This is a genomic window from Niallia sp. Man26, assembly GCF_022049065.2.
In the GTDB taxonomy this organism is placed as follows: Bacteria; Bacillota; Bacilli; order Bacillales; family Cytobacillaceae; genus Niallia.
This window is the reverse complement of sequence record NZ_CP095743.1, coordinates 1,188,539-1,201,102: the sequence shown is the minus strand read 5'-3', so window position 1 is coordinate 1,201,102 and position 12,564 is coordinate 1,188,539. Positions and strand designations below refer to the sequence as shown.

Annotated in this window: 10 protein-coding genes; 5 read left to right on the top strand and 5 right to left on the bottom strand. The window is 39.6% G+C overall.

Going from position 1 to position 12,564, the window contains the following annotated elements:
* Positions 1-209: 209 nt before the first annotated feature.
* From phnC to L8T27_RS05960, 4 genes are all read left to right on the top strand, one after another.
* On the top strand, positions 210-980 hold the full coding sequence (gene phnC / locus L8T27_RS05975; protein ID WP_233314687.1) for a phosphonate ABC transporter ATP-binding protein: 771 nt from the start codon (positions 210-212) through the stop codon (positions 978-980).
* Entirely contained in the window at positions 977-1,795 is an 819-nt protein-coding gene (phnE, locus tag L8T27_RS05970; protein WP_237941124.1) for a phosphonate ABC transporter, permease protein PhnE, read from the top strand. The genes phnC and phnE (L8T27_RS05970) overlap by 4 nt, the downstream gene beginning before the upstream one ends.
* On the top strand, positions 1,792-2,595 hold the full coding sequence (phnE, locus tag L8T27_RS05965; RefSeq protein ID WP_237941123.1) for a phosphonate ABC transporter, permease protein PhnE: 804 nt from the start codon (positions 1,792-1,794) through the stop codon (positions 2,593-2,595). Before phnE (L8T27_RS05970) ends, phnE (L8T27_RS05965) begins: the two co-directional genes overlap by 4 nt.
* A 114-nt stretch (positions 2,596-2,709) precedes the next feature.
* Positions 2,710-3,672 (top strand): D-2-hydroxyacid dehydrogenase, encoded by a 963-nt coding sequence (locus tag L8T27_RS05960; RefSeq protein ID WP_237941122.1) that lies wholly within the window; start codon positions 2,710-2,712, stop codon positions 3,670-3,672.
* A gap of 45 nt (positions 3,673-3,717) precedes the next feature.
* Here L8T27_RS05960 and L8T27_RS05955 read toward each other — a convergent pair whose 3' ends face one another.
* The 4 genes from L8T27_RS05955 to L8T27_RS05940 all read right to left on the bottom strand — a co-directional run bounded on the left by L8T27_RS05955 (position 3,718) and on the right by L8T27_RS05940 (position 7,926).
* Positions 3,718-4,569: a metal ABC transporter permease gene (locus L8T27_RS05955; protein ID WP_233314691.1), complete on the bottom strand. Its 852-nt coding sequence runs from the start codon at positions 4,567-4,569 to the stop codon at positions 3,718-3,720.
* Positions 4,515-5,222, bottom strand: a complete 708-nt coding sequence (locus L8T27_RS05950) for a metal ABC transporter ATP-binding protein (protein WP_233314692.1) — start codon at positions 5,220-5,222, stop codon at positions 4,515-4,517. Before L8T27_RS05950 ends, L8T27_RS05955 begins: the two co-directional genes overlap by 55 nt.
* 109 nt (positions 5,223-5,331) lie before the next feature.
* Positions 5,332-6,303 (bottom strand): metal ABC transporter substrate-binding protein, encoded by a 972-nt coding sequence (locus L8T27_RS05945; RefSeq protein WP_237941121.1) that lies wholly within the window; start codon positions 6,301-6,303, stop codon positions 5,332-5,334.
* 336 nt (positions 6,304-6,639) lie between these two features.
* Positions 6,640-7,926, bottom strand: a complete 1,287-nt coding sequence (locus L8T27_RS05940) for a coiled-coil domain-containing protein (protein ID WP_237941120.1) — start codon at positions 7,924-7,926, stop codon at positions 6,640-6,642.
* 422 nt (positions 7,927-8,348) lie between these two features.
* Between L8T27_RS05940 and L8T27_RS05935 the strand changes: the two genes are divergently transcribed.
* A complete protein-coding gene (locus L8T27_RS05935) occupies positions 8,349-9,470 on the top strand; it encodes an NAD(P)/FAD-dependent oxidoreductase (RefSeq protein WP_237941119.1) in 1,122 nt (373 codons plus the stop codon).
* A gap of 34 nt (positions 9,471-9,504) precedes the next feature.
* Here L8T27_RS05935 and L8T27_RS05930 read toward each other — a convergent pair whose 3' ends face one another.
* A complete protein-coding gene (locus L8T27_RS05930) occupies positions 9,505-12,498 on the bottom strand; it encodes an SH3 domain-containing protein (protein ID WP_237941118.1) in 2,994 nt (997 codons plus the stop codon).
* Positions 12,499-12,564: the final 66 nt, after the last annotated feature.

Below are 12,564 nucleotides of genomic sequence, written 5' to 3'. Positions count from 1 at the left end.
ATGTTTAAAGAAAATTCTTTTACATACATGCAATTCAAGTTCTTTTAATCACTATAAATCTATTCAACCAACCATCTAGTAAAAATACTAGGTGGTTGGACTTATTTTCTCTACTAAGCATCGGAGTTAGTAAATTCCGTTGTTTAGTAGAAAAAAGAAGCTTGTTGTTTAGGTTCTTTTTCTAAAATTAAGAGAAAGTTGGTAGGCAATTGATACAGTTTAAAAATGTTACGAAAATTTATCCGAATGGTACAAAGGGTTTGAATAACATTAACATTACGATTGAAAAAGGTGAATTCGTTGTAATTGTCGGGCTTTCTGGTGCCGGAAAATCAACCTTCCTCCGTTCTATCAATCGTTTGCATGAAATTTCAGAAGGCGAAATTTTGATAGACGGCAAATCCATCACTGCAGCAAAAGGCTCCGGCCTCCGAAAAATCCGCCGTGATATCGGCATGATCTTCCAAAGCTTCAATCTTGTAAAACGCTCTACCGTATTAAAAAATGTACTATCCGGACGTGTTGGCTATCATAACACATTCCGAACGATTCTCGGGGCTTTTCCAAAAGATGATGTCGAACTTTCTTTAAACGCCTTAAATAGGGTTAATATTTTAGAAAAAGCTTATTCTCGTGCGGACGAGCTTTCAGGCGGACAGCAGCAGCGTGTCTCGATTGCACGCGCCCTCGCACAAGAGGCGCAAGTAATATTAGCGGATGAACCGGTCGCATCCCTTGACCCATTAACAACAAAACAAGTAATGGACGACTTAAAGCGAATTAATGAAGAAGATGGCATTACAACAGTAGTTAACCTTCACTTCATTGATCTTGCCCGCGAGTATGCGACTAGAATTATCGGTTTAAGGGCAGGTGAAGTAGTCTTTGATGGACCTGTTGAAGCTGCCACAGATGAAGTGTTTGCAGAAATTTACGGCAGACCAATCAAAAAAGACGAGCTGTTAGGTGAACCAGTATGAGCATAAACGAACCGAACATTAATGAACCAAAAGCAGGGCTAAGAAATGCCCCAAAACCGCCTGCCAAAACAAAGATGATTTTCACGATCATTTTAGTAGTGGCTTTACTGTGGTGGAGCTCCTTTAAAACAGAATCTTCCATTGCTGACTTAACAATCGGTTTTCCTAACATGTTTGATTTGCTTGTACAAATGTGGCCGCCAAACTGGCATTATTTCGAGAACATATTAGAGCCGATGCTTGAAACAATCCGTATGGCTGTTATCGGCACCACTTTTGGAGCAATCATTGCTGTCCCGCTTGCATTGCTGTGTGCGAGCAATATTATCCGTAACTCATGGATAGTCTATCCATTCCGGTTTATCCTTAACTTAATCCGGACAATACCTGATCTGCTTCTTGCCAGTATATTTGTTGCTATTTTCGGTCTTGGTGCCCTTCCAGGTATTATCGCACTGTCTATATTTTCTATTGGTTTAGTTGCAAAGCTGCTGTATGAAGCTATCGAGTCTATTGACCCAGGTCCGCTTGAAGCGATGACAGCAGTAGGAGCAAATAAGGTGCAATGGGTGTTTTTTGGTGTTATTCCTCAAGTAACTGCTCATTTCACTTCCTATGTTTTATATACATTTGAAGTAAATGTCCGGGCTGCTGCCATCCTTGGACTGGTCGGCGCTGGTGGAATCGGGGAATATTACGATAAAACGCTTGGATTCCTTGAATACGATAAGACTGCTTCCATCATTATCATGACGTTAGTTGTTGTGTTAGTGATTGATTATATTAGCACGAAATTACGGGAGAAATTATTATGAGCCAACTATCCACTAAAGTTAATAAGCCAAAGAAAAAATACCTTTTTAGGACAGTCATTTTTATCTTGCTCGCATTAGTGTATATTTGGGCTTTTGCCGGCATGCCTGTAAATGATATTAAAGAAACAGCAGGACAAATCTCAAAAGCAATTTTTTCCGGAATCTTTCATCCTGATTGGGATTATGTATATTTGCCTGAAGGCGAGGATTTATTGCGCGGCCTTCTGGATACATTAGCTATTGCCATTCTTGGTACCTTTATTTCTGGAATTCTTTGTGTTCCCTTCGCCTTCTGGGCAGCAAACAATATGAGCAAAGGCAAAGCAATTACATCCTCAGGAAAATTCGTGCTGAGCTTTATCCGTACCTTCCCTGAAATTGTTATGGCTATTCTGTTCATCAAGGCAGTAGGCCCTGGCTCTTTTGCTGGTGTTCTTGCATTAGGATTGCACTCCATCGGAATGCTCGGAAAACTGTTCTCAGAAGAAATCGAAAGTCTTGATATGGGTCCGACTGAAGCATTAACAGCGACAGGTGCAAACCGCATGCAAGTATTGTGGTTCGCTGTGCTTCCACAAGTATTGCCTGGATTTTTATCCTATACTTTATATCGATTTGAAATTAACATTCGTGCTGCTGCCATCCTTGGTGTCATTGGGGCAGGCGGTATCGGTACACCTTTGATTTTCGCGTTAAATTCAAGGGATTGGGACAGAGTTGGAATCATCTTGTTAGGAATTATCGTAATGGTTACCATTATCGACGCCATTTCCAGTTTTTTGCGCAAAAGAATTATTTAATTGGAAAAACCAGCAGTACATGAAGGTGTCTGCTGGTTTTTTACATCTAACAGATGTTAAATTTTTTGTATATTGTTACAATATACTTATTATCCAATAAAGGAGTGCAATAGGATGAAAAAACAAAAACTGCTTATCACTCGCCAAATAGAGGATAACTTAGTGAAACAAATTCAAGAAGCAATACCTGATTGGGATATTATTATGACAAACGAGCCGGAGCAATGGAAGCTACATGTGCAAGATACAACGATCATACTTGGCTGGAGAAAATTCTTTGAAGACAGTAGCATGAATGCTCTTGATGAGCTGAAATGGGTTCAAACATGGAGTGCTGGTGTTAACTCCATTCCGTTAAAAGATTTAGAAGGAAAAGACATCACGATAACAAGCGCGAATGGCGTTCATAGCTTTCCTATTTCCGAGACTGTTTTCGCACTGATGCTGTCATTAACCCGCAATATACATACTTATATTAAAAACCAAGTAAAGAAAAAGTGGGATGGAGCAGATATTAAGCTAGAGATGCATGGCAAAACAGTTGGTGTAATCGGAGTCGGAGCAATCGGAAAAGAAACAGCTAAATTAGCAAAAGCTTTTGGTATGAAAGTTATCGGTATCCGCCATTCAGGTAAACCAGAGAACTATGTTGATGAGATGTACACAACAGATATGCTTAATGAAGTTCTGCCTGAATGTGACTACGTTGTTATCACGCTTCCCCTAACAGAGGATACTTACCATCTGTTTACAAAAGAGCAGTTTCAACTTATGAAAAACAGTGCCTTCCTTATCAATATTGGAAGAGGAGAAATCATTAAAGAGGCTGACTTGGCAGCCGCTCTTTCTGCAGGAGAAATTTTAGGAGCCGGCCTGGATGTATTTGAGAAAGAACCATTAGAAGAGTCGAGCCCTTTATGGGAAATGGATAATGTCATCATTACTCCACACACTTCCGGTTCCACAGAGCATTATGATAAACGAGTAGTCGAAGATATATTCATCCCGAACTTAAAAAGATTCCTTGCTGAAAAGAAATTAGAAATCAATGTTGTAGATTACAAGAAAGGCTATTAAGTATACGAAAAGGAGCTTTCATTTTGGAAAGCTCCTTCTCTTATTTTATCCGAAGTTTTTTCGGTATTCCTTTTGTTTATGGTAGCGCATGAAGTGCAGCACTATTTTTTGAATAAGGAAACCAAAACCTAATAGTATGACAAGCAGCAATGTAATTGTCGCTCCTGGTGGAGTTCCTAATTGATAGGATGAGAAAAGACCAGTGAAAATACTGAACAAGGCGATAAGGATTGCCACGATGAACACCATTTTAAAACCCTTTGCGAGCTTGATTGCAAACGCAGCTGGCAATACAAGCAATGCGGACACTAACAGCACACCGATTGTTGGAATAATCACCGAAATCGCAATTCCTGTTAAAATACTGAATGATATCGATAACAGATTTGTATTCACACCACTAGCTGTTGCTGTATCTTGATCGAACGTCATTAAATACATAGACCGTTTAAAAATGATGAAAAATAGCAATATAATAACAGTTACTGCAGCCAACACAAGAACTTGCTGCTCGCTGATTGTGATGATGCTTCCGAACAAGTACTGATCCATGCTCGTCGACATTCCCCCGCTTGAAATACTCATTAAAAAGAGGGCAAAGGATAAACCTGCAGCCATCAAAATAGCAACAGAAACCTCTGAATAAGAGTGATATGCCCGTCTCATATATTCAATTCCTAAAGCACCTGCCACAACAACAAGAATGCTTGAGAAAGTCAGATTAGTGTGAAAGAAATAGCCGATTGCCACACCCGCCAACGAGATATGGGACAAAGTGTCTGCCATCAGGGCCTGTCTTCTTAACACAAGAAACACACCAATAATCGGTGCAATGATAGCAATTAATCCGCCTGCCCAAAATGCTCTTTGCATGAATTCAAGGTCAAACATCTCCATCCTCCCTTCTCTCCTTTCTCAATATGAATTATTTTATCTAAGTAGCTTTCTACTTCGTCCTGCTCATGTGTTACCATCACGACAGTTCGGTTATGGGATACAACTTGATGCCTCATAAACTCATAAAAACCTTTGCGGCTTTCAGCATCCATACCTGTCGTCGGTTCATCTAATACGAGCAAATCCGGCTCTGATGCCAGTACTCTAGCAATAATGATTTTCTGTTTTTGACCGCCAGATAAATCTCCTACCTTTTTATTACGGTGCTCCCACATGCCGACCATTTCCAATGCAACTTGGACTGCCTTATGGTCATTTTCCTGAAGCCGCTTATACCATTTCTTTTTTTGGTATCTTCCAGAGCGAACAAGTTCTAAGACCGTGCTCGGAAAGCCGACATTAAAAGATGATATTTGCTGCGGAACATAGCCGACCGTCAATTTTTTCCCTTGACTGTTCTGTTTGCTTAAAACAACATTTCCACTCCAAGGCTTCAACAAGCCAAGTATTAGCTTTAACAGCGTCGATTTGCTCGCACCATTCGGGCCGGTGATTCCGACAAACTCTCCGCTTTCTAAGTCGAAAGAAACATCTTCTAATGAGGGCAGATGTTCATAACCAAATGTTATATTTCTAATAGAAGCAAGTGCCATCTCAATCTCCCCTTTCGTTTTTTATTATCTATTTAACTATCCTCTTTTTCACATAGAAAGCGTATGTGATGACATGCTTCACATACGCCTTAATGATTATAGCATATCTTTACTCAAAAAGAGATTTTTTCAGCTGCTCTAAGTTATCTTCCATAACTGTAATATAATTCTCACCAGCTTTTTGCTGCTCATCACTCAAACCTTCTAATGCATTCAATACTTCTGTGTCAGCCCCAAGCTCTTTTGCAAGAGTATCAGCCACTTTGCTAGAAGTGAGCTCTTCAAAATAAATCACTTTTATCTTATGGTCTTGGGCATATGTTTTAAGCTCTGCTAATTTGGCAGCACTTGGTTCCTCACTAGGAGAAATCCCTGAAATCGGCACTTGAACAAGTCCATATTCTTTTGCCAAGTATGAAAATGCTGTATGCTGTGTAATAAATTCATTTGACGTTTTATCTGCTAACTCTGTTTTGTATTTCTCATCAAGTGCTTTCAGCTGTTCGATATACTCGCTGCTTTTTGTTTCATAGTACTCTTTATTATCTGGATCTGCCTTGACGATTGCATCCGTAATTGTTTGGACTTCTTGCTGCGCTAAAACTGGACTTAGCCAAACATGGGGATCAGCTTCATGGCTATGCTCATGTTCATGTTCTTCTTCTTCATGTCCTTCTTCTTCATGTTCATGCTCTTCTTCTTCACCATCCATCAATTCAATGCCTTTACTTGCTTCAACAACAGATACTTTGTCATTATTGATGCTTGCTTCAATATCAGCAACCCACGTTTCCATATCATCACTGTTATAAACAAATAAATCTGCATTTTGGATGTTACCGATATCCTTTGGAGTTGGCTCCCAATCATGTGGTTCAATAGTCGATGGAATCAGCAGCTCAACATCTGCTTTATCACCGGCTACATTCTTCGTAAACTCATACATTGGATAAAAAGTAGTGATAATTTTCAGCTTATCGCTGTCTTTCTCTTCACTCGTTTCTCCATTGCCATTGCTGCATCCTGCCGCGATAACAAGGACAATTAGCGACATAATCAGTATTTTATATGTATTTAACATTATATCTGCTCCTTTTCTTTCATTATGATCTGTGATTATTTCGGATTGATTACGATTTATAAGTGATTATAAAACATGTAAACTATAAATATAAAAGATTATTTCAAATCAGAACGATTACGATTATTGATTTTAAACTATATGGATGAATAAATCAATAGTTTTTTATAAACTAATTAACTCTTTTCTGTCTGCTATGATCATTCTTGCCATTTTTAAAATTTTTAAACAATATTTGAATATTGCTTAAAAATAAGGGTATATACTTAATGAAGAATAAAAAGCATTACCCAATGATTCTAACCACCGAGTAATGCTTTCTATTAATAGTTCAAATTAGATACGTACTACTCTTCCGTTGAAAACAGATTTCCAGTAGCTGTTAGACATAGAAACAATTTCAACACCGTTAGAGCTTTGAGATCCGATGAACTTGCCACCGCCGATATAGATACCTACATGGCCGTCCTTTTTGTAAGTATCAAAGAATACTAAATCTCCAGGTTGAATATCGCTGTAAGAAACTTGTGTTCCGTAGTTTTTCAATGCATCAGTGCTTGCAGGGATGCTGTATCCGCCTTGAGAGTAAGCCCAGCTTACGAATGCAGAACAGTCAAACAATCCATTTGCAATATCAGAAGCAGTTCTTCCGCCACCGAATTTATATGTTGAGTTTCCAATATATTTATAGCCTGCAGTAATTACAGCAGATTTTCCACCTGTTGCTTTTTGTTCACTTGAACTGCTTTTCTTTGCTGTAGATGTGCTTTTCTTAGCAGAAGAGCTTGAGCTAGAGCTAGAGCTCGAATCAGAACTTGAGCTTGAAGTTGCTTGAGTTGTTGTACTGATTAAATTGTCTAAATCCTCTTGTTTTTTCTCTTTAATCATTTTCTTGATTTCTTCTTCTTTAGCTGCAAGAGAATTATCTTCCTTTTCAAGCTCTGCTTTAGCCGCTTCATTTTCTTTTTGCTTCTCTTCTAATTCAGCTTTCGCTTTTTCATTTTCCTCTTGTTTAGCAAGGTTTTGCTTTTGCATTTCTTCCAAATCTAATTGCATATCTTTTAAGCCTGATAGCTTTTCTTCAACGCTTGATTGCTTTTTCTCTAAATCTTGTTTATCTGCTTCATTGCTTTGGATAAGATCTTTGTCCGCTTCCATGATTGTTGCAACAGCACCAACGCGGTCAACAAACTCTTTGAAGCTAGCAGATCCTAGCAAAACATCGATATAATCAACGCTTCCGCCATTCTCTTGATATGTGCGAGCACGCTCTTTTAAAATTTCATTGCGTTGTTCAATTCTGTTTTGAAGGTCTTTAATTTCTTTTTCTAATGAAGCAATTTCTTCTTTCGTGCTTTTAATATCTTTTTCTGTCTTTTCAATTTGCTCTTTATTATCTTCAACGGCACTGTCTACACGTTTGATTTGTGCATTTAAGTCAGCAAGCTTCTCTTGCGCTTCAATAATTTTATACTCAGCATCAGAAATTTTATCCTGTAATGCAGTACGCTCACTTGCAATAGATGCAGATGTTTCTGCTTTTGCGCTGATTGCCGGAATACCTAAGCTTCCAAGTCCAAGCATAATTGTTGTGTTTAAAACTACTAATTTCTTTTTTAACATTTCATTTTCCCCCTGCACTGGTCTAATGTACGTTCTATTATTATCTGTCTAGTAATTTATGTAGTTAGTAAAGTTTATGGGGTTACCCCATCATTATATTAGGAAAGGCCCATTTTTGTAAGCCGTTCGATTAGTTTTCGACGAAACTTCTATTCTTTGTACAACTTTCGCCAACAATTAGTAGTATAGCATCACATTTTGTCATTTAAGTAATAGGAATGTTACAGTTATATTTCAATTTTATATTAATCTAGTAATTTTCTTGAAATACAGTACCTAAAATAGCATGGATTGAAATCTATCCTAGTAAAAGCTTAAAATAATAGTACGCTTTTTTGTGGACAGTCTGCAACCTATATTAGGTTATGTCACATAAACGTAACACTTTGCACATTTTAATAACTAGTAAGGCAGGGACTATAATGAAAAAAACAGTAATAATAGGCGCTGGAATTCTAGGAGCGTCTGTTGGCTATGAATTAGCTAAGCAAGGTGCGCTAGTAACTATTGTGGACAGAGAGGATTCTGGACAGGCAACAAAAGCTGCAGCGGGAATTATTTGTCCATGGATATCACAGCGACGCAACAAGCGTTGGTACAGGCTTGCGATGGAGGGAGCCAGATATTATCCCGCTTTAGTGGAAGAGCTGCAGGCGAGCGGGGAATTTAACACAGGCTATAAAAAAGTCGGGGCTATCAGCCCGCACAATAATATAGACAAACTAGAAGCGATGGTAAAAAGAACTTTAAAACGCAAAGAAGATGCACCAGAAATAGGAGATGTTACGATTCTATCAGAACAAGAATCAAAGAGGCTCTTCCCTCCTTTAGCGGACGGCTACCAGTCTGTTTATGTGAGCGGTGCTGCCAGAGTTGATGGCTGGGCATTAAGAAACTCTCTGCTATCTGCTGCTCAAAAACTAGATGCGATATTTCTTCAAACAGATTGCAGCTTGCTAATGGAAAACGGCACTGTTATCGGCATTAAAACAGCACATGAAACAATTCTGGCAGATGAAGTTATTATTACTGCCGGCGTATGGGCGAATGAGCTTCTTCAGCCATTAAAGCTGGCAATTGACTTAAGCTTTCAAAAGGGTCAGATTATTCACTTGCAAATGCCTGAAGTAAACAGCGACGATTGGCCTGTTGTAATGCCGCCACATGATCAGTATATCCTTTCCTTAAATGGGAACCGCATTGTAATTGGAGCAACCCATGAAAATGATGAAGCCCTTGATTACAGGCTGACAACGGGCGGCATGAAAGAGATAATGGAAAAAGCGCTATTGTTTGCTCCAGGACTGTTAAACAGTACATTTTTGGAAGCAAAAGTAGGTTTTAGGCCATTCACCGCAGATTTTTTGCCTATTTTCGGAAGAATTCCTGGGCAGGACAGTGTTATTTTCGCAAACGGTCTAGGTGCATCAGGACTAACAATGGGACCTTATCTCGGCCAGCAGCTTGCTAAGCTTGCTTTAGATAAAGAGCTGGATATCCCCGCAGCAGATTACGCGTTGGATGAATTTATCAGTGAAAAATAAAATGCTGACCCAAATAATTGGGTCAGCATTTTTGTTATTTATACACTGGTATTTCCAATTTCAGCGTATAAGAGTTTAACAGACTGTATAGATTATGAATTTGGGTTACTTGTTTTGACGCCCAGCCGATATCTGTTGCATACTGATGTGTTGCATTCCCAGTGCTTTCTGCAGCGCCCGGATTCCATCTCATTTTGTAAAGCGTATCCTGTCCTGCATTAATATATCCTTGTGCGATAAACTTAGCTCCACCAATGATTGCTGCTTCAGGTGTAAACCAGCCTGCATTGTATGCATATTGAGCACCACTTGAAATTGCACTGCCATCATATGCGCCAATTCCATACATATTATAAACAGTTTTGCCGTTCACTTGGACACCTTTCGCTAATGTAGATGAACCATTGCCAGTTTCCAGCAAGGCGTGAGAAATTAAGTAAATTTCGTTCACACCATAAGCATTCGCTGCCGTGATAAACGAGGAAGCTTTTCCAGCCAAAACCCCTTTCCCCGCAAGAATGCGTTCATTCACTTCTGCGTCATTAATGTCAGCTTTAGCCGACAGTTTAAGAAACTGCATGGACTGCACAGTGGTGTTAAGGAAATTATTTGGATCCAAATAATACGTAGTATCTTCTTTGCTTGCATTTACCCATGATTGTGTGCTGTTTACTTTATACCAATAATAACCGTCCGAACCCTTCACTTTTGAAGTGACTGTCAGCACTTGACCGTTTTGAACAGAATTGACGACCTGGTATTCTGTACCTGCACCGCCTCTTAATCTCCATCCGCTTCCTAAAACAGTTCCTTTTGTCGAATCAGAGGATTTAAAGGCAATAGCATCTTCTCTTATATAGACATTGTAAACCTTATCGGTTTGCGGGTTTGCCTTCATTTGGATATCAGCCATTTCATTCAATGTCATATCATAGTTTACGTATGTCTTAACTGTATCCCCAATGCTCACACCTGGAGTTTCCGCTTGTTTAGTCGTTAAATAGGAACTGCTGACATAGCCTTCTTGACCATTAGCAGTCACCTTTGCCCAGCCATCTGCTTCTGAGTAGACAATGACCGCTGTACCTGCTGCTAATTTTGCAACAACCGCTCCAGAAGTAGATGGCTTGCTGCGCATATTTAGACTTGATCCTTGGTCGACATTTACATACTTTGTTGTTCCTTGCTCACCGTTGCCAGTGCTTGTATCAGTACCGGTACCTGTATCAGGTTTAGACTCAGAGCCAGTGCTGTCATCCAATTTGCTTGCAGATAAATAACTGCTGCTAACATAGCCAGTCTTGCCGCCTGCTGTCACCTTTGCCCAGCCGTTTGCTTCAGAAATAACCGTAACAGCTGTCCCTCTTGCAAGCTTGGACACTACACTTCCGCTTGTGCTGGCACTTGAACGCATATTCAGCGTTGAATTTTTATCCACATTCACATACTTTGTTACAGCTGTTTCTTTGTCTGTGTCTGTATTGCCGGAGTTGCCATTGTTGCTGCTTTGACTGTCTGGGTTTGATGAGGACAAATAGCTTGTACTCACATAGCCTGTTTTCCCGCCTGCTGTAATTTTCGCCCAGCCCTTTGCTTCAGAAGTTACTGTCACCTTTGTCCCTCTTGCAAGCTTGGACACTACACTTGCACTTGTGCTGGCGCTTGAACGCATATTTAACGTTGAATTTTTATCCACATTCACATACTTTGTTACAGCTGTTTCTTTGCCTGTATCTGTATTGCCGGAGTTGCCATTGTTGCTGCTTTGACTGTCTGGGTTTGATGAGGACAAATAGCTTATACTCACATAGCCTGTTTTGCCGCCTGCTGTAATTTTCGCCCAGCCCTTTGCTTCAGAAGTTACTGTCACCTTTGTCCCTCTTGCAAGCTTGGACACTACACTTGCACTTGTGCTGGCGCTTGAACGCATATTCAACGTTGAATTTTTATCCACATTCACATACTTTGTTACAGCTGTTTCTTTGCCTGTATCTGTATTGCCGGAGTTGCCATTGTTGCTGCTTTGACTGTCTGGGTTTGATGAGGACAAATAGCTTGTACTCACATAGCCTGTTTTGCCGCCTGCTGTAATTTTCGCCCAGCCGTTTGCTTCAGAAGTTACTGTCACCTTTGTCCCTCTTGCAAGCTTGGACACTACACTTGCGCTTGTGCTGGCGCTAGAACGCATATTTAATGAGGAACCCTTTGTAACATTTACATATTTCGTTGTAGTTTTCACAACATTGGTTGAACCACTGTCAGCAGTAGATGTTGAAGGTTTTGTTTTTGATAGATATTGTGTGGAAACATATCCTTCTTTTCCATAAACGTTTATTTTTGTCCAGCCATTAGAATCTCCGTAAGATGTTACCGCCACTCCCCTGGCAAGCTTCACGATTACAGACCCGCTGTTTGAAGCCTTGTTTCTCATGTTTAAGCTTGAACCTTGGTCAACATTGACATACATCGTAGTTGTTTTTGCTTCAGCAGCTGTGTTTGGTTTGGAAGAAGAGCTTTCCGAAGAATTATCCTTTACTGCTGTTACCTTGTCAGCTAAATACTTAGAAGCTACGTATCCTTCCTTTCCGTTCACTTTTATTTTTGACCAGCCATTAGATGTTGAGGAAACTTCCACACTAGTGTTCACTTTTATTTTTGTAACAACAGACGAAGAAGTATTCGGTGCGCTTCGCACATTCAGAGTAGAATTTTGATCAATAGACACATATTTTATGTAGTTACTAGTTTTTTCAGAAAGATAGGCAGTGCTTACATAGCCAGTCTTCCCATCAACAGATATTTTTGCCCATCCATTGCTTTCAGACAGAACAGTTACTTCTTTTCCTTTTTTTAACGTTGTTACTACAGCCGCGCTAGATGACGCGCTTTTTCTCACATTAAGGGAAGAGTTGCTTTCTACATTGACATACTTTACAACAGCCTCATTTGACGCTGCTTGTGCTTCTTGAATAAGGACAGGTGCTGATAATGCCGTAAAAAACACACCTGGCACAATTACTTTTTTCATCCTAAAACCTCCTTATTACTAGAATCACATCCAACAATATGATTCTATTGACCTACAAAACTTCAT